This is a genomic window from Mesorhizobium sp. J8 (assembly GCF_016591715.1).
GTDB lineage: Bacteria > Pseudomonadota > Alphaproteobacteria > Rhizobiales > Rhizobiaceae > Mesorhizobium.
This window is the reverse complement of record NZ_AP024109.1, coordinates 5,365,386-5,385,659: the sequence shown is the minus strand read 5'-3', so window position 1 is coordinate 5,385,659 and position 20,274 is coordinate 5,365,386. Positions and strand designations below refer to the sequence as shown.

17 protein-coding genes and 1 pseudogene are annotated in these 20,274 nt (G+C 64.3%); 6 read left to right on the top strand and 12 right to left on the bottom strand.

Annotated elements, in window-relative coordinates; translation table 11 throughout:
* Positions 1-11 precede the first annotated feature (11 nt).
* From MJ8_RS25825 to leuA, 3 genes and pseudogenes are all read right to left on the bottom strand, one after another.
* The gene (locus MJ8_RS25825) at positions 12-818 is read right to left on the bottom strand and encodes an alpha/beta fold hydrolase (protein ID WP_201411463.1); all 807 of its coding nucleotides are present in this window, start codon (positions 816-818) and stop codon (positions 12-14) included.
* Positions 819-1,125: 307 nt separating this feature from the next.
* Positions 1,126-2,907 (bottom strand): annotated as a pseudogene (locus MJ8_RS25820) (tetratricopeptide repeat protein).
* A gap of 195 nt (positions 2,908-3,102) precedes the next feature.
* Entirely contained in the window at positions 3,103-4,839 is a 1,737-nt protein-coding gene (gene leuA / locus MJ8_RS25815; RefSeq protein WP_201411462.1) for a 2-isopropylmalate synthase, read from the bottom strand.
* Positions 4,840-5,269: 430 nt separating this feature from the next.
* Between leuA and MJ8_RS25810 the strand changes: the two genes are divergently transcribed.
* From MJ8_RS25810 to MJ8_RS25795, 4 genes are all read left to right on the top strand, one after another.
* On the top strand, positions 5,270-6,436 hold the full coding sequence (locus MJ8_RS25810; RefSeq protein ID WP_201411461.1) for an ATP-grasp domain-containing protein: 1,167 nt from the start codon (positions 5,270-5,272) through the stop codon (positions 6,434-6,436).
* 4 nt (positions 6,437-6,440) lie between these two features.
* Complete coding sequence (locus MJ8_RS25805) at positions 6,441-7,217, top strand: esterase family protein (RefSeq protein WP_201411460.1); 777 nt, start codon at positions 6,441-6,443, stop codon at positions 7,215-7,217.
* A gap of 155 nt (positions 7,218-7,372) precedes the next feature.
* Positions 7,373-7,687 carry a nuclear transport factor 2 family protein gene (locus tag MJ8_RS25800; protein ID WP_201411459.1) on the top strand — a complete coding sequence of 105 codons (315 nt, stop codon included), beginning with the start codon at positions 7,373-7,375 and terminating at the stop codon, positions 7,685-7,687.
* 91 nt (positions 7,688-7,778) lie between these two features.
* Positions 7,779-8,924 carry a siderophore-interacting protein gene (locus MJ8_RS25795; protein WP_225248045.1) on the top strand — a complete coding sequence of 382 codons (1,146 nt, stop codon included), beginning with the start codon at positions 7,779-7,781 and terminating at the stop codon, positions 8,922-8,924.
* A 12-nt stretch (positions 8,925-8,936) separates the two neighbouring features.
* Here MJ8_RS25795 and MJ8_RS25790 read toward each other — a convergent pair whose 3' ends face one another.
* The 3 genes from MJ8_RS25790 to MJ8_RS25780 all read right to left on the bottom strand — a co-directional run bounded on the left by MJ8_RS25790 (position 8,937) and on the right by MJ8_RS25780 (position 13,910).
* Complete coding sequence (locus MJ8_RS25790; protein ID WP_201411458.1) at positions 8,937-10,154, bottom strand: MFS transporter; 1,218 nt, start codon at positions 10,152-10,154, stop codon at positions 8,937-8,939.
* Positions 10,154-12,265, bottom strand: a complete 2,112-nt coding sequence (locus MJ8_RS25785) for a TonB-dependent siderophore receptor (protein WP_201411457.1) — start codon at positions 12,263-12,265, stop codon at positions 10,154-10,156. Before MJ8_RS25785 ends, MJ8_RS25790 begins: the two co-directional genes overlap by 1 nt.
* A 109-nt stretch (positions 12,266-12,374) precedes the next feature.
* On the bottom strand, positions 12,375-13,910 hold the full coding sequence (locus tag MJ8_RS25780) for an MFS transporter (protein ID WP_201411456.1): 1,536 nt from the start codon (positions 13,908-13,910) through the stop codon (positions 12,375-12,377).
* 145 nt (positions 13,911-14,055) lie between these two features.
* Here MJ8_RS25780 and MJ8_RS25775 point away from each other — a divergent pair, with 145 nt between their 5' ends.
* Positions 14,056-14,961: a LysR family transcriptional regulator gene (locus MJ8_RS25775; protein ID WP_201411455.1), complete on the top strand. Its 906-nt coding sequence runs from the start codon at positions 14,056-14,058 to the stop codon at positions 14,959-14,961.
* On the opposite strand, the gene MJ8_RS25770 is transcribed toward MJ8_RS25775, so the two are convergent.
* The 6 genes from MJ8_RS25770 to MJ8_RS25745 form a co-directional block, all read right to left on the bottom strand.
* Entirely contained in the window at positions 14,962-15,726 is a 765-nt protein-coding gene (locus MJ8_RS25770; RefSeq protein ID WP_201411454.1) for an SDR family NAD(P)-dependent oxidoreductase, read from the bottom strand.
* Between the two features lie 43 nt (positions 15,727-15,769).
* Positions 15,770-16,873: an AbrB family transcriptional regulator gene (locus MJ8_RS25765; RefSeq protein WP_201411453.1), complete on the bottom strand. Its 1,104-nt coding sequence runs from the start codon at positions 16,871-16,873 to the stop codon at positions 15,770-15,772.
* Positions 16,874-16,925: 52 nt separating this feature from the next.
* Positions 16,926-17,171, bottom strand: coding sequence for a type II toxin-antitoxin system Phd/YefM family antitoxin (locus MJ8_RS25760; RefSeq protein ID WP_201411452.1), 246 nt, complete (start codon positions 17,169-17,171; stop codon positions 16,926-16,928).
* 39 nt (positions 17,172-17,210) lie between these two features.
* The gene (locus MJ8_RS25755) at positions 17,211-17,522 is read right to left on the bottom strand and encodes a putative quinol monooxygenase (RefSeq protein ID WP_201411451.1); all 312 of its coding nucleotides are present in this window, start codon (positions 17,520-17,522) and stop codon (positions 17,211-17,213) included.
* Positions 17,523-17,574: 52 nt separating this feature from the next.
* A complete protein-coding gene (locus MJ8_RS25750) occupies positions 17,575-18,348 on the bottom strand; it encodes an SDR family NAD(P)-dependent oxidoreductase (RefSeq protein WP_201411450.1) in 774 nt (257 codons plus the stop codon).
* Between the two features lie 64 nt (positions 18,349-18,412).
* On the bottom strand, positions 18,413-18,847 hold the full coding sequence (locus MJ8_RS25745) for a DsrE family protein (protein WP_201411449.1): 435 nt from the start codon (positions 18,845-18,847) through the stop codon (positions 18,413-18,415).
* Positions 18,848-19,048: 201 nt separating this feature from the next.
* On the opposite strand from MJ8_RS25745, the gene MJ8_RS25740 reads away from it, so the two are divergent.
* Complete coding sequence (locus MJ8_RS25740) at positions 19,049-20,149, top strand: hypothetical protein (RefSeq protein ID WP_201411448.1); 1,101 nt, start codon at positions 19,049-19,051, stop codon at positions 20,147-20,149.
* The last annotated feature ends 125 nt before the right edge of the window (positions 20,150-20,274 follow it).

The following is a 20,274-nucleotide window of genomic DNA, read 5'->3' as shown; positions in this document are numbered from 1 at the left end:
GCACCCGGCAATCAGCTCGCCGCGGCATCCAGCGGTGGATGCGGCGACCGCCTGGCGCGCCGCCGCGTGTTGCGACGCACGATCTCGGCAACCAGGGCCGGAGCCTCCTCGACCAGCATATGGCCCGCGTCAAGAACATGATGCAGGTGGAAATGCGAAGGCAGAGCCTCGGTCTGCGAGGCAGGCAGGAGCGGATCCTGCGCCCCCCAGACGACCATCACCGGCATATCCAGCGCATCCAATTGCGCTGCGGGAATGACCCCTTGCCGGTCATCCCTGGTCATTGCAGCAGCCATATCGATCAAGGTCTGAAACTGGCCCGTCCGTTCGCGCATCCGGCAGAGCGCATCGACCACATGGTCAGGCGGCAGGCTGCGCGGGCCCGACATGGCCGCAAGGCAGGCCCGGATCTCGTTCCTTCCGGTCGCGGCGGCATAGCGGCGCAGCAAGCCCGCGTTGATTTCCGGGCCGAAACCACCGGGCGCCAGCAAAGTCAGCGAAGCAATCCGGCCGGGATCGGCAAGCGCCATCAATGTCGCGATCGCGCCGCCCATGGAGTGACCGACGAGATGGACCTTGCCCAACCGGCGCTCGGCCAGATCGGCGAGAATGGCTCGTGCCGCCGGCTTAGGCCCGCCCATGCCCTCGCATTCCAGGGATTGCCCATGGCCGGGCAGGTCATAGGCCAACAGTCTCGCTTCGGCCGCCAGCGATGCCATGACGTCACGCCAAATCTCACCGCAGGCTCCGAGGCCGTGCAGAAAGACGATCGTCTTCGGACCAGCGCCGCCCTCGACGGCATAAGGGAACGGAAGCATGAAAATGGAGCGGTGAACAAGACAGGCAGCAATTAGAAATTGTGGCTGAATTGCTCCCGATCCAGCGCCATGGCCAGTAAAATTTTTGCGACCGCAACGCCTGTCAGACGCCCGAGGCGCAAGCATGTCCTCAAGCGCTTCGCGGTCTCTCGGATTCGCTCATGCGCTTTAGGTTTTTGATTTTGCACATGTCTTTATCCCGAAACCGGTTCTCACTTTCCCGAGACATGCTTAATACCTGCCGGATCACAGTGCCTTACTTTTGTGGTTGCGGTTCGCGTGGCCCAAGCACGGGCGCAGGGCTGGATTAGCTCGGGTTGCCGATCCCGGCGGCCCGCAAGGACTGCACCAGCCGGTCAGTGAGATCGGCGGGGTATTTGCGGTCGACGAACGTCGCGCGCGGGTCCGCGACGAAGTTCGGGAATTCGGCGGTGAGCTCGTTCGCAAGCTCGCCCGCGAGCTTGTCGCGCCCTGAAATCTTGGCGCCGATCAGGCGCGCTGCCAGATAGTGCGACTTGGATGCGGTCGTGCGCAGCGACTCGCTGGCGATCGCGGCCCTCTTCATATCGCCCTGCATGAAGGCGCCGACGAACAGGCCGTAATCCCACCAGGTCGGATGGCCACTGAAGGCTTCGACCGCGTGACCCAGGATCGGCGTTCCCTCGTCATATTTGCCGGCGAAGATCAGCCCGTAGCCATAGGCGGCGGCCATGCCGAGATCTTAGGGATTGAGTTCGTAGGCCTTGCGCGTCAAGCGGATCGCCTCGTCCGCATTGCCCAAGCGCGAGTTGAGGTAGCCGAGGGCGCGATGCGCGTGAGGGTTCATAGGCCCCATCTGGACAGCGCGATGCGCCAGCGACATGGCCTTTTCCAGCGTCGCTTCCGGCGGATAGGGATAGTGGGCGGTGACGGCCTCCCCATGAAGCGCGGCCAACTCAGCGTAGACGAGCGACGATTTGGTGCCTTCCCCGACCAGCTTCTCCAGGCAGCGATAAGCGGCCTCGTGCGTCTCAGCGCTCATATCGAGAAAATAGCGGTCGTCGAGGACCAGGCATCCGATCTGGGTGGTCCGGATGTCGCTCTGGTCGATGTAGCTGTAGATCGCGCCAGAGGCGGGAACGGTCGAGGTGAGGAGGCTGGCGATGTTGCTTTCAACCACGCCAGGGGCGCTTTCGGCCGATGTCAGGTTGCGCGACAGGAGAACCCGGCCGGTCGCGACGCTCTGCAATTCCACCGTGACGTCGCCGGCAGCGGGCCCGGGAACAATCTCGAAAACGAAACTGATCGGATCGGCGGAGCGATTACGCGTCGAATCCGCATCGCGCCCAATGAAATCGATGCTGTCGAAACCGGCAAGGCCGGCGCGCAGCGACGACGCGACGCGAGCCGCCTCCGGCCCGTCGGCTTTCACCGCGATGTAGATCAGCGGCAGGGAGTCGAATGTCGGCTGGGCAGCGATGCTCGCCGTGCCGGCCGTTTCGACCGGTGTGGTTGTGTCGCCGTCGCCAAGGAATGCATTGCCTTGACGCGCGATGAGCACGCCGAGCATGACGATGACCAGGACCATGGCGGCCCAGAAGAAGCGCAACTGCCGTGTCAGCGACTGCGCGGGTGCCGCCGGCGCCACAGGCTCGCCCGGCACAGCGCTGTTGAGATGCTCGGACACAGCCGGAGCGGCTTCGGCCGATGCGTCGGGCCGCTGCGCGACGGTGTCGGAGGCGGGCCTGGCGTTGCCAGGCAGCCGAATCGCGTTCGGCTCGTAGGACGGGACATAGCCGCCGCGCGGGATCGCGATGCGGACCGGCTCGGCGATACCTTCGTTGGCGAAGTACTGGTCCAGGAGCTCGCGCAGCCGACCGGCCTGCACCCTGACCACGGCATCGGTGGAGGCGTCGAAATCGCCGTCCTTGCCGAAGACGTCCATGGCGATGGAAACGCCCTTCAGCCTGTCCGCCTCGCCGGCCTGCTCGCGTTCCACCAGATAGCGTAGCAGCCGGCGCGCACGCTCGGAACGTCCGAACGTTTCGCTGGCAAGCAGTCGCTCCAATGTCTCGCGCACTGCGGGGGCGGCAGGCGGGGCATGCTCCAAGTGTCGATCCTCTCGAAGTCGGCACAGGTTAGGGCGCGATAATATAGCGCTCGCGCCGGCGCACAAGGATGCTTGTATTATGCGATCGCGTAAGCCACCGGAAATTCCCCCGGCGGTTAACGAAGGGCCGCTCTAGCGTCCGTGGCTGAAGCGTGGTGCAAGCCGGGCTGCGCCACGCTTCATCACTGGATCAGATCAGCCGGCTTTGCGGCCAACGATACGGTTGGCGGCCGAAACAACGGCCTCCAACGAGGCGGCGACGATGTTGGTGTTGATGCCGGCGCCGAACAGCTTGCCGCCCGGATATTCCATTTCGACATAGGAGATCGCCGAGGCGTTGGAGCCGCGCTGCAAGGAATGCTCGGAATAGTCGAGCACCGACATGTCGACGCCGACATGGCGCGAGAGCGCGTCGACGAAGCCGTCGATCGGACCGGTGCCCGAGCCGGTGATGGTCACTTCCTTGCCGTTGTCGAGGATATCCGCCTCGACCATGCGCCTGCCCTTCACCTCTGTATCGGGGAAGGTGCGATGGTCGAGGAACTTCAGCCGCGCGCCGGGCTGGTCGACATAGGTTTCGAGGAAGCGTTCGTGGATGCGCTTGGCAGGGACTTCCTTGCCTTCCGCATCGGTGATCGCCTGGATCGCCTGGCTGAACTCGATCTGCAGATTGCGCGGCAGATTGAGGCCGTAATCTGCCTGCAGCACATAGGCGATGCCGCCCTTGCCCGACTGCGAGTTGATGCGGATGATCGCCTCGTAGGTGCGGCCGACATCGGCTGGATCGATCGGCAGATAAGGCACTTCCCAGAGCGGCGTGTTGGCCTTCTTCAGCGCCTTCATGCCCTTGTTGATGGCGTCCTGATGCGAGCCGGAGAAGGCCGTGTAGACCAATTCGCCGACATAAGGGTGGCGCTCCGGGATCTTCAGCTGGTTCGAATACTCGTAGACGTCCTTCATCCGGTTGATGTCTGAACAGTCGAGCTCGGGATCGACGCCCTGTGTGTACATGTTGAGCGCCAGGTTGACGATATCGACATTGCCGGTCCGCTCGCCATTGCCGAACAGCGTTCCCTCGACCCGGTCGGCGCCGGCCATCAAGGCGAGCTCGGTTGCGGCGACGCCGGTGCCGCGGTCGTTGTGCGGGTGCAGCGAAATGATCAGGCTGTCGCGATTGTCCAGGTGCCGGATCATCCATTCGATACGGTCGGCGTAGACATTCGGCGTCGAGGATTCGACGGTCGAGGGCAGGTTGATGATCAACTTGTTGTCGGGCGTCGGCCGAACGATCTCGGTGACGGCGTTGCAGATTTCCAGCGCGACTTCGAGCTCGGTGCCGGGAAAGCTTTCCGGCGAATATTGGAACCGGTAGCCGCCGCCAGCCTTGGCGGCCATGTCGGTGATCATCCTGGCGGCATCGGTAGCGATGCGTTTGATGCCGGCAACGTCCTTCTCGAAGACGACACGGCGCTGCAATTCGCTGGTCGAGTTGTAGAAGTGCACGATCGGAGTCTTGGCGCCTTTCAGCGCCTCGAAGGTGCGTGTGATGAGCTCCGGACGGCACTGGACCAACACCTGCAGGTCCACATCATCGGGGACATTGCCCTCCTCGATGCACCAACGGGCGAAGTCGAAATCGGTCTGCGAGGCAGATGGGAAACCGATCTCGATCTCCTTGAAGCCCATGTCGAGCAAGAGCGCCAGCATGCGCGCCTTGCGCTCCTGGCCCATCGGGTCAATCAGCGCCTGGTTGCCGTCACGCAGATCGACCGAGCACCAGATCGGTGCCTTGCCGATAACCTTGTCGGGCCAGGTGCGGTCGGCAAGGCCGACGGTTGGATAGGGTTGGTATTTTCGGGTCGCGTTGGGCATGCCTCGGGCGGCATGCTTGCCTTCAGCCTCGCCGGCGCGGATTTCTTCTCGTGCGTTCATCGTCTCTTCTCCGGGCGGCTCGCATGTTCGCCTTGGGCGGATTGATGGCGAGCGTCGCCTCTACCAGAATTTCATTCGCTTGTTTGTGACTTTGCCAAGGAGCATGCGCCTGAGGCGGCGGGTATCGACCGCCGGGCGCTCCTTCAGCGAACCCGGCGATCGCCGATAAGGCCGAGAAGAAGCAGGGTCGAAGCGAGTGCGCGCGCCGTCTCGCCGGCAAAGCCGGTGCGAGAAGAAGGGACGGAGCGGACGCGCGTGGTCATGGCGGCTCTCTTACAGGAGCGGCACGGCTGAGGCAAGCGGGACGCAGGGGCGAAAGCGCTGAGCCTGGTTCCTTCGCCGGCACTGGCGTCTTCCCCAGGCCTCGTAAATGCGCCAGACTTGGTTCCGAAGGCTTGGCTACCATGCGAAGCCGGGGGAGGGGTTGGCCATGAATTTCGTATTCTTCTCGCCGCATTTTCCAGCCAACGGCGCCGATTTCTGCGACCGGCTGAAGAAGGCCGGCGCCACGGTGCTCGGCATCGGCGATGCGCCTTACGAGACCTTGAACGGCAAGCTGAAGACAGCGCTTTCGGAATACTACCGGATCGCCGACATGGAAGACTACGATGCCGTGTTCCGGGCGATGGGGCATTTCATCCACAAATGGGGCCGCATCGACCGCTTCGAGTCGCTCAACGAGCATTGGCTGGAGCTCGAAGCCAACATCCGCACCGATTTCAATATTTACGGCACCAAGGTCGATTTCGTGAAGAACTTGAAGCGGAAGAGCCGCATGCGCGCCTTCTTCCGCAAGAGCGGCGTCGAGACCATCCCGCAGCGCAAATGCTCCGACCGCGCCGGGGCCATGACCTTCATCCGGCGTGTCGGCTACCCGGTCGTGGTCAAGCCGGATTCGGGTTCCGGCGCCTCGAACACCTTCAAGATCTCCAACGCCAGGGAGCTCGACCAGTTCTTCCGTGACAAGCCCGAGGGCGTCACCTTCGTCATGGAGCAGTTCATCGAGGGGCTGGTGGTGACCTTCGACGGGCTGGTCAACCGCGACGGCGAGGTGGTGCTGGCGGCCAGCCACCGTTACGACCAGAGCATCATGGATGCGGTCAACAAGGACCGCCATATGAGCTACACCTGCTTCCCCGAGATCACGCCGGCCGTGGAAGAGGCGGGCCGCAAGATCCTGAAGGCGTTTGATGTGCGCGAGCGCTTTTTTCACATCGAGCTGTTCGAGACCAGGGACAAGCGCATCATCGCGCTCGAGGTCAACATGCGCCCGCCCGGCGCCTGGATGACCGACGCCATCAACTACACGTTCGACATCGACGTCTATGCAGCCTGGGCCGAGATGGTGGTCAAGGATGCGGTCGGCGGGCCTTACAAGGGCAAGTATTTCACCGCCTATGCCAGCCGCAAACGCCATATCGACTATTTGCACAGCCATGCGGACGTGCTAGCCGCCCACGGCGACAAGATCGTCCATCACCAGGCCATCGAAGAGGTCTTCAGCCGCGCCATGGGCAATTACGCCTACCAGATGCGTTCGAAGGATCAGAAGGCGCTGCGCCAGGCGGTCGACTATATCCACGCGGAAAAGGCCTGAGCCGATGGACGTCTCCTATCACAAGGGCCATGCCCGCAATCTCGGCCGGGACATGGAATACAAGCGTTACGGCCATGCCGGGCGGCCGGTGGTGGTGTTCCCGACCTCGCAAGGGCGGTTCTACCAGTTCGAGGATTCCGGCGGTGTCGCAGCACTTGGCGAGTTCATCGACACCGGCCGCATCCAGCTCTTCACGCTCGACGGCATCGATTCGGAATCCTTCTTCAACAAGCATGCCGACGCGGCGCACCGCATCGCCCGCCATGAAGCCTATTTCCGTTATGTGCGCGAAGAAGCGCTGCCGGAGCTGCAAGCGGTCGCCGCCAAGTCCAATGGCGGGCGCAATCTCAAGCCGCTGTTCAGCGGCTGCTCGATGGGCGGCTACCACTCGTCCAACTTCGTGTTCCGCTTCCCCGAGCTGGCGAGCGGCGTGATCTCGCTGTCCGGCGTCTACTCGGCCCGCGACTTCTTCGGTCGGGCGCTTGAAGGCAATATCTATTTCAACTCCCCGCTCGATTACCTGCCCGGCATCGTCGACCAGAAGCTGCTCGGGCGGCTCAGGGCGCTCAGGCTTATCTTCTGCTGCGGCCAGGGCGCCTGGGAAGAGCGCATGCTGGTCGAGACGCGCGAGTTGGAACAAGTGCTGCGCGACAAATCCATCCCGGCCTGGGTCGACTATTGGGGCGGCGACGTCAGCCATGACTGGCCTTGGTGGCACAAGCAGCTTGTCTATTTCTTCGGCCGCTGGCTGGATGACGATCTCATGCACAGGCTGGATTGAGGTGCGTTGATATTCAGGTGAGGCCGCCTGCAAATGACGGTTTCCTGCGCTTCCGGTGCTCACGTACATGAAGTACGGTCCGTTCCGGTTCTCGGAAATCGTCATTTTCGACTCGGCCTGACCTGAATCTCAACACACCTCAAGCGCCCAGACCAATGACCACGCCCGACCCGATCCGCCGCTTTGTCGAAGCCACCAATGCCGGCGATACCGAGGCCTTTCTGGCTACATTCACCGACAACGCCTTCCTCAGCGACTGGGGTCGCGAATTCCATGGCCGTGACGGCATCGCCCGTTGGAACCGGTCGGACAATATCGGCGTGCAGTCCAACCTTCGCATCGTCCGCATCGCGCAGCGCGACGGCGTCTATCATGCCCGCGTCGCCGTGACGGGCAACGGCTTCAACGGCGAAGGCGACATGGCCTTCACGCTGGACGGCGACCGGATCGCGCGCCTGGTCATAAGCTGAAAACGGACGCGTCGCCGACCTTCGTGCGGCATTGTCCAAAAATATGACTCTTGTAATCATGTTTTAGTGGCAATGCCGCTGGCGCTGTGGCATGCCGACGCTCGGCGACATCGGGCTTCGGCCGGCGCCGCCGCACTCGATATCGGAAGGCCCGGCGATGAAGCTCTTGAGCGCGCAAACCCGTATCCAGAACGATGGCATCCGCGCAGTGATGGACAGGCTGCGCGCCGAGCATAGCGACCATGAAATCGACACCGGCATTGCCGGCCAATGGGAATTCCGCATGCATTACGGCTCGTTGAATGCCTCGTTCGAGGACGACGGCGTGCTGGTCCGCGTCGCGGCGGAGGACGAGACCTGCCTCTCCTACATGAAGATGATCTTCGCCGGCCACATCGCCGCGCATCTGAGCACGACCGAAGGCCTGCGCTGGCAAGGCGATGGCTCGGATGCCGGGACGCCGGTGTTCTTCCGCGAGATATCGGTCCTGTCCTCGACGCGGTTGTCGCCGCAAATGCAGCGCGTGCGCTTCTCCGGTCGCGACCTCGGCCGCTTCGCCCGTGGCGGATTGCATGTCCGGCTTCTGCTGCCGCCGGCAGGGCGGCAGGCGGTCTGGCCGACCATGGGCGTCGACGGGCTGATCGTCTGGCCGTCGGGCGAGGATGCGCTCACGGTGCGGGTCTACACGATCCGCGCGCTGGACGTGGCCAAGGGTTGGCTCGACATCGACTTCGTCCTGCATCCCGGCGCCGAGACACCGGCCGCGAGTTTCGCGCAGAATGCGAGGGCCGGCGACATCATCGGCATGATCGGTCCCGGCGGCGGCGATGTGCCCGAGGCATCGAACTTGCTTCTTCTGGGCGACGATACCGCGCTTCCGGCGATCGGCCGGATCCTGGAAGAGCTTGCGCCGTCCACTCGCGCCGAAGCCATCATCGAAGTCGATGGTCCGCAAGACCGAGTGACGCTGGCGGCGAGCGAGAACATCGCCGTCCGCTGGCTTTATCGGCATGGTCGCGAAGCAGGCTGCGCCGGCCTGTTGCCGGAAGCGCTGCGCGAGCGCGGCCACCTGCCACGCCCTGACGACCCCTATGTCTGGGCAGGATGCGAGTTCGCCGACTTCCGCGAGATCCGCTGGATCGTGCGCAAGGAATGGGGTCTGTCGCGCGACCGGCACCTGGTCACCGCCTATTGGCGCCGCGGCGCGCCCAGCGAAGACGGGGCCGGCGAGGATTAGCGCCGTCTCGTCTCAGCCGCGGTCGCTGACCATGGCGATCGCCGGCGCCGCCAGCAGCGCGACGACACCTGCGCCGCCGAACAGCACGCCATAGCCGAGATGCTGCGCCGCATAGCCGGCCAGGATGCCGCCGGCCATGCTGACCAACGCGTCCATGCACTGGAAAAGCGTGAAATCGACGCCTGCCTGCCTCGGATCCGACCAGCGCATGAACTGCGCGTAGAGCGCCACGAAGCCGAGCGCCATGATGGCGGAAGAACTCAGCATCGCGACAGCCGCCAGCGGACCGGCCGGGAAAATGCCGGAAAGCGCGAAGGCGGCGAGGATGAACAGCGATCCGGCCTGCAAGATGAGCGCGAGCACAAGCACGCTGCGCGTGCCCAGCCATCGCACGAGAGCACCGCCGGCAAGTGCTGCCGCGACGCCAAGGATCATGCTGCCGGCGCCGTTGACCAGGCCGATCGCGGAAAGGCTGAGCCCGGCATCGACCAGAAACGGGCCAAGCATGGTCAGCGCCGCCTTCTGCGCCAGTACGTAGATCGCCGACGCCGCCAGGCCGCGGCGTATCTGCGGGCGCCGCAATGCTGCAGTGAGCGCGGGAACGTGTTCGCGCACTTCCTCACGCGCTTTGGTGGCGATGCCGAGCAGGAAGGGCAGGCCGAGCAGAACAAGCAGCGAGGCCATCGCCGACACTGCCGCGCGCCAGCCGTGGATTTCGACGAGATAGAGGAACAGGCCGGCGCCGATCGCGGAGCCGAGATAGGCGCCGCCGACCTGGGCGGCATTGCCCCAGCCGAGATTTTTGCCGGCAAGGTTCTGCACCGCAAAACCGTCGCAGGCGATGTCGACCGTCGAGGCTGCAAAGGCTACCACCGTCAGGCAGGCGACGACGGGCCAGAAGGCGGCGGGGCCGAACTGGGCGACGGCCAGCAGTCCGGCGATGGAAACGAGGCCGCCGATGAGGACGATCGCGCCGGTTTGGTTCCTGCCTGTCGGCGGAAGCCGGTAGCGCTCCACCGCCGGCGACCACAAGAACTTCAGCGCCCAGGGCAGGGCGATCAGGGTGAGCAGGCCGATGCGGTCGAGCGGCAGGCCCTGCTCGCGCATGACGGCCGGGAGACCCGTCCAGGTGATGCCGCCGATCACGCTCTGCGCCACGTAAAGACCGCCGATCGCAGCGACGATGGCGGCCGGCGACGAGGCGGCCCGGTTCGAGACGGAGACCGACATCAGAAGCGATAGCGCAGGCTGCCGAACAGCGAGCGGCCTTCGTCGCGGTAGCAATAGCCGGCCGAGCAGATCGTCTGCCGGTTGTCGAACAGGTTCTTGGCGTTGATCTGCAGCTTCACGCCTTCGAGCTTCGGGTTGCGATAGCCGAAATCGTAGGACAGCGAGGCATCGACGAAGGCGCGCGCGTCGTTCTTGAAACTATTGGTGTCGTCGCCGTAGCTCGCGCCGGCGAAACGCACGCCCGCGCCGAGCCCGAGCCCTTCAAGCGTGCCGTTCTCGAACTGGTAATGACCCCAGAGCGACAGAATGTGGTTCGGTGTCGCCGACAGTTCCTTGCCGTCGGTGCCTTCGGCGCCGCGTTCGATCTTCACGCGCAGATAAGTGTAGGAGGCGATGACGCTGAAGCCGTTGTCGAGCGAGGCATTGGCTTCCAGCTCGACGCCGCGCGAGTTTAGGTCGAGCTGGCGCTGTTTGTTGATGCCGGTGGAGGCGTCGAAGACGACACCGTCCTTCTGGTCGATGTCGAACAGCGCGGCGCTGACCGTCGCGTTGTGGTCGGGGATCTCGTATTTGACGCCGATCTCCTTCTGCGTGGCGATGGTCGGGCGGGCGACGCGGCTGACGGAACTCGATACGTCGTCATAAACAAAGCCGATGTTGGGAGAGAACGAGGTCGAATAGTTGACATAGGGGATGATGCCCCATTCGGTCCGGTAGGACAGGCCGACGCGGCCGGAGAAGGCGCTGTCCTTCTGCTTCGACTGGCTGAAATCGGCCGCGGTGGAGGTGGTGTCGACCCAGTCGTAGCGGCCGCTGGTGAAGAGAGTGAAATCGTTCCACTCCATCTGGTCGTGCAGGTAGACGCCGAGCTGGTTCATCTCCTGCCCGCCGGAATGGGGAACGGGGGCGGCCTTGATGTCCTCGACAGAGACATAGGAGAGCCCGCTGCCGGCGTCATAGTCCGACCAGGCATAGTCGATGCCGGCGATCGCTGTGTGCCGTACCGGACCGGTGTCGAATTCAAGCTGCGCCATGTTGTCGACGACGAAGTTCTTCATCGTCTCGGTGTAGTGGCCCCAGTAGCGCTCAAGCGGCTGATCGGCGCCGATCGAGTAATGGCCGCTATATTCGATGTCCGAATCGACGGCGTTGTAGCGCAGGTTCTGGCGCACGGTCAGCCAGTCGTTGAAGCGGTGCTCGAACTCGTAGCCGATGCGCCCCTGATCCTGGGTGAAATCGTTCCAGGCCGGATCGCCTTCATAGACGTTCGACAGCACGCCATAGGCGGAATTGTAGAAAGCCGCTGTGCCGCCGGTGACGGACTTCGAATATTCGCCGAGGATGGTGAGCTTGGTGTCCTCGTCCGGCTTGAAAGTGACGGCCGGCGCCAGATAGAGCTTGTCGTCGGGGTAGGCGGGCAGGCCAGTCTCGCTCAGGCGGCCGAGGCTGGTGAAGCGGTAGAGGATGCTGCCGTCGTCATTGACCGGCCCGGAGGCGTCGAGCGCCGCCCGGAAGCGGTTGTGCTCGCCGGCCAGCAGTTCGATCTCGTGGAACGGCTCGTCCTTGGGGCGCTTGGTGACGACGTTGACGATGCCGCCCGGACCGCTGACGCCGTAAAGCGAGGAGGCCGGTCCCTTCAGGATGGTGACGCCCTCGATGCCGTAAGGTTCCGTCTTGAACCAGGCGGAAGGGCCGTTGTACTGGCGCAGCCCGTCGCGGAACATGCCGTTGTAGAAGGCCTGGAAGCCGCGCAGGAAGAAGGCGTCGTAGCGCGTGTCGAAACCGAAGCTGTTTGGATTGGCACTGGCCGTATAGCCCAGCGCATCGTTCAGCGTCCGCGGCTTCTGGTCCTCGATCTGCTTCTGCGTGACAACCGAAACCGCCTGCGGGATTTTTGCAATCGGCGTGTCGGTCTTGGTGCCGATGCGGTCCTTCTTGGCGACATAGCCGTCCTGCTTCAGGATCTCGTCGCTCTCGGCGGTCACCTCGATCCTGTCGAGAACGGTGGCGCCGCCGCCATCCTGCGCAATCGCCGGCCAGGTGTGGCCGAGGATGGCGCTGCCCGCCAGCAATGATAATCCCCGGCGCCACGTCGTCGACCGCTTCGGCATTAACCTGTCTCCAGTTCTCATGTTTTGTAGCGCTTTCGCGCTCTCAAATATGAGTTAGAGAGTCAAGTATTTTTTGGCACCTCGCCAGGCTTGACGGCGTCACGTCGCGTCAGCCTTCCTGGCCGGCCGGGACAGGCGCGACGTGTTGCTCCGATGCCGATCCGCGACGCAAGCCGAGGAAGACGACGATCGCGGTGAGCACGGTGATCGTCGCCAGCACGATGAGCAGCCGGTCGAAAGCTGCCTCATAGGCTTGGACCAGGGCAGTCGCGTCGGCCAAGTGCAGATGTTGCACCGTTTCGCTGACATTGCCGGTTGCCAGCAGCTGCGCCGCTGCGGCCGCTTCGGCAGGCGAGGCCAGTCCTCGAGCGATAAGCTGCGTGGCCGTGAAACCGGACAAGACCGCCATGACGATCGCCAGGGCCACGCCCTCGCTGGCGACGCGGGTGGTGTTGAAGATGCCGACCGCCATGCCGGCGCGCTCCTTCGGCACGACGCTGACCGCAAGCCCGTCCATCAGCCCCCAGGGCAAGGCGATCCCGATGCCGATCAGGATCAGCGGGGCCATCAGCGTGCTGCCCGCCGCGGGCACGCGGCTCAGCCAGATCAGGCCGGCCGCGGCGACGAGGAGGCCCACACCGCAGATCGTCGCCGGAGCGATCCGGCGTGCCGCCTGGCCGGCCAGCAGCGGTAAGATCAGCAGCGGGCCGGAGAGGCAGATCATCAATTGCCCCGCCTTGATCTCACTCATCCCCCCGACGCCGATGAAGCGGATCGGCAAGAGCACGAGCAGCACGACGAAGGCATAGGCTGGCGCCGCGGCCAGGAACTGGACGCCGACGAAACGCGGGAAGCGAAACAGCGTCAGGTCCAGCATCGGCCGGCGCACGCGCCGCTCGACGATGACGAAGGCGGCAAAGAAGATGGCAGCGACGCCGAGGAGCACGATGACGAAGGGATTGGCCCAGCCGCTCTGCGGTGCCTGCAGCACGCCGTAGGTCAGCGCCGCAAGCGCCATGGTGAAGGTGCCGGCTCCTGCCCAGTCGAGCCCGGTTGCATCCGGGTCGCGCGATTCGGCGAAAGCGCGCAGGCCGAGCGCGGCGGCAGCAGCGCCAAGCGCCGCCACGAGAAGAAAGATCGAGCGCCAGCCGAATGCGCCGATGAGCAGGCCGGAGGCAACGGGACCGAAGGCAAGGCCGATGCCGAAGCTGGTGCCGAGGAAGCTGAAGGCGCGCAATCGCGATTGCTCGTCGAATTCCTGCGCGAGCGCGGAGGCACCGCCGGCGAAAGCGGCGGCGCCGCCAATGCCCTGCAGAGCCCTGAACGTGTCGAACCAGACGATGCCCGGCGCCAGCATGCAGCCCAGCGCGGCAAGGAGATAGGCGGCAAGGCCGGCAAGGAAGATCCGCTTGCGCCCATGATTGTCGGCCAATGCTCCGGCGGCCATCAAGCCGGCGCCGAAGGTCAGCATGAAGGCGTTGGTCACCCAATTGAGGGCGAGCGGACTGCCGCCGAGATCGGCGGCAATGCGGGACAGCGCCACGGCGGGACCGGTGAAGCTCAACGGCATCGTCATGGCGGCAAGGCAGACCGACAGCAGCACGAGCCATCTGCCGGCCGGGCCGGTTCTGGTCATCAAAGTCATGGATTTTCCTATCTCAGGCGGGTTGCCGGCGTGCCGCCGGCTGGCGGCGCCGATCGCAACGAGAAGATAGGGCGGCGACATTTACGGCAGAATAGTATTAGATCTCCGGTCATCCCGGAATAAAACGCTCGAATGGATTCAAGCGATGGATCGTCTCAACGGCCTTCTTGCCTTCGCCCGCACCGCCGAGTTTGGCAGTTTCGTCACCGCCGGACGGGCACTCGGCATCTCGGCTTCCGCCGTCGGCAAGAGTGTCGCCCGGCTCGAGCAAGAGCTCGGCGTGCGGCTCCTGCAGCGCAGCACGCGGCGCATCGGCCTGACCGAGGAGGGCAAGCTGTTCAACGAACGCGTGCGACGCATCCTCGACGACATCGACGACGCGGAGGCGATGCTGTCGCGGACACGCGAGACGCCACGCGGGCGACTGCGGATCTCCACCCCGATCGTCACCTACCATCTGCTTTTGCCCGTGCTGTCGGAATTCATGGCGCGATACACGGAAATCGAGCTCGACATCGATTTCAACGATCGCATCGTCGACGTCATCGAAGAGGGCATCGACGTCGCGATCCGCAGCGGCGAGCTGCCCGATTCACGATTGGTGTCGAGGCCGGTCGCGCCCTTCCGCATGATCTTGTGCGCCGCATCGTCCTATCTCGATCGGCATGGCACGCCCGGCACGCCGGCGGACCTCGCGGCCCATTTCGGCATTCACTTCCGCTTCCTCAACAGCGGCAGGCTGCTCAACTGGCCGTTCATCACCGGGAGCGCCGCGCCCCAGATCCGTTCGACGCTGACCTGTAACAACATGGAGGCGCTGAAGGGCGCGACGATCGCCGGTCTCGGCATCGCCTGCATGCCCGATTTCCTGGTGCGGGAAGCGCTCAATGAGGGAAAGCTGCGCACCGTGCTCGACGAGCATGTCGACGGCCGCGGTCAGTTCCGCATGCTATGGCCGTCCAACCGCCACCTTTCGCCGAAGGTCCGCGTCTTCGTCGATTTCCTGCCGGAGCGGCTTGCGGCTGGGCGCGACGAGAGCCTTCGGCGATAATCAGTAGGTCGTGCGTCCGCCGGAGAGATCGAAGGTGGCGCCAGTGGTGAAGGAGTTCTCGTCCGACAGCATGAAGACGACCATGGCGGCGGCCTCCTCGACCTCGACGAAGCGGCCGCGCGGCACTTTGCCCAGCATATAGGCGACCTGGGCCTCGGTGAGCTGCTCGAGGATACGGGTGCGGGCGGGCGAGGGCGTCAGCGCGTTGACGGCGATGTCGTGGCCGGCGAGCTCCTTGCCGAGCGACTTGGTCAGCGCCAGCACGCCGGCCTTGGCGGCGGAATAGGCTGCGGCGTTGGGATTGCCTTCCTTGCCGGCCACCGAGGAGATGCTGACGATGCGGCCGTAATTGCGCGCGATCATGCCCGGAACCAGGCGCCGGCAGCAGTAGAAGACGCCGTTAAGGTCGATATCGACGATCTGACGCCAGGCGGCGGGGTCGTAGTCCACCACCGTCGCCGCCGGTCCGGCGATGCCGGCATTGTTGACGAGGAGATCGACGGGGCCGAGCGTCCGCTCGGTCTCGGCGGCGGCGCGATCGACGGCCTCGATCTGCGATTGATCGCAGAGGATGGCTTCGACGCGGCCGAGCGAAGCCAGCTCGGCGGCGGCTTTGCTCATTGCGGCCTGATCGACATCCCAGATGGCGACGCCGGCGCCGGACGACAGCAGGCGTCGCGCGACCGCCAAGCCGATGCCTTGCGCACCGCCCGTCACCACGGCGACACGGCCGGAAAGATCGACGGCATTCCGACGGCGGTTCATGGGCAATTCTCCTCAGCTCCCCTGCACTCTTGGATATCGCGGATCAGGCCCTGACGTTTCGCGCCACCAGCCTGGCTACGCTTGGCCCAACGAGCAGCACGACCAGAAAGCGCGCCGACTGCAACGCCATGACGAAGGAGATGTCGACGTTCCGCGCCGCGGCGGCGATGATGGCGACACTGTCCATGCCGCCCGGGCTGGTCGCCAGGTAGGCGGTCAGCGGATCGATGCCGAGCAGGCGGCTGATGACGAAGGCCATGCCGCCGCAAAAGGCGATCAGCGCCACGATCGAGCCGACGATCTGCGGCAGGGCGCGCGCCGCATGGCGCAGGATAGGCCGGGTGAAGTTCAGCCCGATCGACCAGCCGACCATGGCGTAGCTGGCCGCCAGCAGCCAGGGCGGCAATTGCATCGGCACGCCGAGGCCGAGATGGATCACCGCGCCGAAGATGAAGGTGCCGAGAAAGAACGGCGAGGGCAGCCTGACCAGCTTTCCGGTTAGGCCGCCCACCACAGCAATGCCGATGGTGGCGGTAAAGGCGAAGGCATCGATCGGGGGAAACCAGACGATCGGCGGCACTTCGACGCCGGATGTGTCGACCCACATCTTGGCGACGAGCGCGGCCGTCACCGAGACGAAGATGACACGCAGATATTGCATGAAGGCGACGAGACGCTGATCGGCGCCAAAGGCGCCGGCCATCAGCACCATGGCGGTCGCGGCACCGGGCGAGGAGCCCCAGACCGCGGTGGTGCCGGGCAGGATGCGCCAGCGGCTGATCAACCAGCCGAGCAGGCTGGAGGCGGCGACGGTTGCGACCACCACGCCGAGGAAAAGCGGCCATTCGCGATAGAGCACCGGAAAGATGTCGGCCGAGATCGAACCGGCGACCAGGCAGCCGACGATCGCCTGGGCCGAGCCGAACAACGGTCGCGGCACGCGCACCGTGGCCCCGTTGGTGCCGGCAAGGATCGCGGCAAGCATCGGGCCGATCAGCAGTGCCGCGGGCAGGGCGGCGAGCTCCAGCGCGCCGGCGAAGAGCAAGGAAAGCGCCAGCAGCGCCAGCCACTGTAGCGGCGGGCGCAGGCGCGCCATGCGCTCGATGGGCGCGTGGCCCCGGGATGGTTGCTCTGGCGAGGAGTCCATATTTGGCTCTAGGCGAACCCTACGGCACCTTGTTGGCAGGGCCGCAACGCCCTCACTTGTTCATGTCAAACAGCGCTTCGACTTCTTCGCCGCCCATACGGTCGAAACCTTCGGGGACGGAAAACTGGCCAGCCATAAAGCCCAGACGCCGCATCTGTGCAGCGGTAGGTCGATCGATAGGCACGACCTTGACCAACGGCCTGCCCGCTTTTGTGATGATGAACGCCTCGCCTCCGGCGGCTTGGTCTACAAGACGTGACAAATTGGCCTTCGCATGCTGGATGCTCACGGTCCGCATTATTTGGTGCTCCAATCAAACGACAGAGCTATTCTCTGGTCAGCCGGCCTTTTCCGGCGTCGGCAATCCAAAGCCGCCGACCGGATGGGTCTCGATCTGGAATTCGAAGCCGGCGATGAAGGGGCGCGCCCTGGCGATCGCCGCCTGGACTTCCGGCAATTGCAGCGAGGCCTTGTGGCTCGCCTGGTCGGTCCATACTTCGGTGACCCAGATCGCGTCGGCGTCGGCCGGATCGGTGGCGATGATGTAGCTCAGGCAACCGGGGAGCGCGGCGGTGCTTTCGCGCAGCACGTCCATGACCGCATCGCGCTGGCCGCGCGCCGCCCGCATCTTGCCGATCAGTCCGTACATGCCCTTGCTCTCCTTCCAGATTGCACGCTCAATCAAGTATGCAATCGCCGGCTCACGGCATCAACTGGCCGCCATTGACCTCGATTACCTGACCGATGATGTAGCCGCTCAACAGATCGGACGACAGGAACAGGTAGGCGCCGACGCAGTCCTCGGGCGTTCCGGCGCGCCCTTGTGGAATGGTGGCGACCATGGCCTTGATCTGCTCGGCGTTCGAATAGCGTTCGTGGAAGGGCGTCAGAATGGTGCCCGGCGCCACCGCGTTGACGCGGATGCCGAAGCCGATCAGCTCCTTGGCCATGCCGCGCGTCACGTTGGAGACGAAGGCCTTGGACGACCCGTAGAGGCCGGCGCCACCGCCAGCGCCGTTGCGCGCAGCGATCGAGGTGGTGTTGATGATGAAGCCGCCCTGGCGCTTCAGCCATGGGATCGCCTTGCGCGAAGCGGTGAGCACCGAGCGGGCGTTGAGGTCCATGACCGCGTCATAATGCGCCTCGTCCTGGTCGGCATAGGCGACGCGGCCAAGCATGCCGCCGGCGTTGTTGACGAGGCCGTCGAGCCGGCCGAAACGGTTTGCGCTCTCCTCGACGACACGCTCGACGTCGGCAGGGATCGAAAAATCGCCCTGGACCAGAAACACCTCGCCGCCATCGTCGCGGATCGATTGGGCCAGGTTCTCGGCGGCTGCGCGGCTCGCATTGTAGTGCAGCGCGACGAGACATTTCTGCGCCGCGTAGGCACGAACAAGGGCGGCGCCGATGCCGGTCGAAGCGCCGGTGACCAGCACCGCCTTGCCGGCAAGATCGGGGATGGCAAGTGTCGTCATGTCCGCTGGCCTCCTGCCATCCTTCGTAGGCCATTGCCGGCCTGCCGTTCAAGTGTTGGCGCTTTCAGGGCCTGATATAGACATAGCCCTGGTGCTGCAGTTCGGCGAGCTTCACGACGCCGCCCTTCTCCGCGACCTGAAAGCCCGACAGCAGGTCGGTCACCGTGATGTCCATGCCATGGAGGGTGTTGCCGCAGGCTTGCGGAACGAGTCCCTGCTGGACGAGGCCCGCAAAGCGGCTGGAAATAGCGCCGGAAGCGCTCTCGGCTTTGAAGGCGGCCAGAGCCGGGCCGTGCACCACAAGCACGATATCGACATTGCCGCCGGTGCCTTCGTAGTGGTTCTTGATGTTGCCGAGGACGAAGTTGACCTTGTCCGCGTCGCTGAGGTGATAAACGACTTTCAGCCTTCCCTCAGGCGTTGCCGCATTTGCCCGGCTCAGACCGAAAAAGCCTGCGGCGCCGGCGAGACCGGCGCGAAAAATGTCACGGCGCAGCATCCTATCCTCCCTTGCCTCGCCCGTTCGCGCAATTTTGCATGGTCCGGGCGGCGCTCCTAGAGCGGTTTAGCGTTTCAAGGAAATGCTAAACCGCTCTATTTCTTTGTTTTTGCCGCATTTGTGCGACGCCAAGCGATTCCGCTTGGCTGCAAAATGCTCTAGATTAGCATAAGCCAGTCCTGTCGGTGGGAGGAGGGTCACATGGCATCGAGGACCGTTGTGGGGAGGACCATGGCGGGCGCGGTGCTTTGCGCCGCCCTTGCCGTTTTTGCCGGCGCGGGGCGCGCCGACAGTGCTCTCAGCCTCAAAGAACTCAGTCCCAATGGCGCCGACGCCTGTTTCGGCCGTGTCTACGACGCAGCCCATCTCAAGGCGCATCCGCATCAGAAGGTCGCGCGCATCTTCTTCTACTATGGCCATGATCCGGTCAGCCGGCCCAACGAGGAGCCGCCCGCCAATCAGGATAACTCCTATAACGGCTTCCTCACGACCACGGTGCGTGACGCCGAGAAGCCGGAATGGGCAAGCGGCTGGTGCAACAAGAACGATGCGAGCGACCCGTCGAGCGGCATCCGCTGCGGCATGGATTGCGACCGCACGCTGGCGTCGCTGAAGGTCGATGACAAGGGCAAGCTGCTTCTGTCCGATCTGTCGCCCGATATCTATCTCGATCCCGACGCCTCGGAGTCGATGAGCAAAGCCGAATACAACAAGCAGGCGCTCGGCAGCGAGGACGACAATTTCAAGCTCGACCCGATGCCGGCCGACAGCTGCAAGGCGGAATTCGCGCGCATCGATCCGATCGATCCGGCGCTCGGGGATCCGCTGCGCGTGCGGCTGAAGCCCGATCAGCCCTTCTGCTTCGGACGCGATTACGACGATCAGCATCTGAAGTCGCATCCCAGCCAGCTGACGAAATCGATCCGCGTCTTCCGCGGACCCATCGAGCTTGCCGCCTTCGCCGCCGGCGGCGATGCCGCGAACTGGCCCGACGGGGCGGATATCGCCGTTTCGGTGACGACAAGGCAGAAAGGCGCCAAGATCACGCAAACCTATTCCTGCCAGGGCGAGGCCGACCAGTGGCGCTGCTCGGCCAGCGCGAAGATGAGCGATTTTCCCTGCGACATCTCGCAGAAGGAGATTTTCCTAAAGCGCGGCCCCAACGGCACGATGATGGTCGCGAACCCCAACAATGCGGTGGCGGCCGTCGATCTCTGTTCGAAGACGGCGAACGGCAAGACGAAGTCCGACGACAAGGTCTTTCGGCTGCAGCCGATGCCGCAGTCGGCATGTGCTCCGTAAGTCTGGCGTATTCAGGTGAGACCGGCCTGCGAACAACGGCTTCCTGCGCTTCCGGTGCTCACGTACTTTTGGTCCGCTCCGCTCCGGTTCCCGGAAGCCATCGTTCTCGGCCTGACCTGAATCTC

Bases quoted from the DNA above. Each gene is read 5' to 3' on its own strand.
- MJ8_RS25790 (WP_201411458.1), bottom strand. From the start codon at position 10,154: ATGTCGGTCTCCGTCTCGAACCGGGCCGCCTCGTCGCCGGCCGCCATC.
- MJ8_RS25775 (WP_201411455.1), top strand. From the start codon at position 14,056: ATGGATCGTCTCAACGGCCTTCTTGCCTTCGCCCGCACCGCCGAGTTT.
- MJ8_RS25760 (WP_201411452.1), bottom strand. From the start codon at position 17,171: ATGCGGACCGTGAGCATCCAGCATGCGAAGGCCAATTTGTCACGTCTT.
- MJ8_RS25800 (WP_201411459.1), top strand. From the start codon at position 7,373: ATGACCACGCCCGACCCGATCCGCCGCTTTGTCGAAGCCACCAATGCC.
- MJ8_RS25770 (WP_201411454.1), bottom strand. From the start codon at position 15,726: ATGAACCGCCGTCGGAATGCCGTCGATCTTTCCGGCCGTGTCGCCGTG.
- MJ8_RS25825 (WP_201411463.1), bottom strand. From the start codon at position 818: ATGCTTCCGTTCCCTTATGCCGTCGAGGGCGGCGCTGGTCCGAAGACG.
- MJ8_RS25810 (WP_201411461.1), top strand. From the start codon at position 5,270: ATGAATTTCGTATTCTTCTCGCCGCATTTTCCAGCCAACGGCGCCGAT.
- MJ8_RS25785 (WP_201411457.1), bottom strand. From the start codon at position 12,265: ATGCCGAAGCGGTCGACGACGTGGCGCCGGGGATTATCATTGCTGGCG.
- MJ8_RS25805 (WP_201411460.1), top strand. From the start codon at position 6,441: ATGGACGTCTCCTATCACAAGGGCCATGCCCGCAATCTCGGCCGGGAC.
- MJ8_RS25755 (WP_201411451.1), bottom strand. From the start codon at position 17,522: ATGTACGGACTGATCGGCAAGATGCGGGCGGCGCGCGGCCAGCGCGAT.
- MJ8_RS25780 (WP_201411456.1), bottom strand. From the start codon at position 13,910: ATGACTTTGATGACCAGAACCGGCCCGGCCGGCAGATGGCTCGTGCTG.
- MJ8_RS25765 (WP_201411453.1), bottom strand. From the start codon at position 16,873: ATGGACTCCTCGCCAGAGCAACCATCCCGGGGCCACGCGCCCATCGAG.
- MJ8_RS25750 (WP_201411450.1), bottom strand. From the start codon at position 18,348: ATGACGACACTTGCCATCCCCGATCTTGCCGGCAAGGCGGTGCTGGTC.
- MJ8_RS25795 (WP_225248045.1), top strand. From the start codon at position 7,779: ATGCCGACGCTCGGCGACATCGGGCTTCGGCCGGCGCCGCCGCACTCG.
- leuA (WP_201411462.1), bottom strand. From the start codon at position 4,839: ATGAACGCACGAGAAGAAATCCGCGCCGGCGAGGCTGAAGGCAAGCAT.
- MJ8_RS25745 (WP_201411449.1), bottom strand. From the start codon at position 18,847: ATGCTGCGCCGTGACATTTTTCGCGCCGGTCTCGCCGGCGCCGCAGGC.
- MJ8_RS25740 (WP_201411448.1), top strand. From the start codon at position 19,049: ATGGCATCGAGGACCGTTGTGGGGAGGACCATGGCGGGCGCGGTGCTT.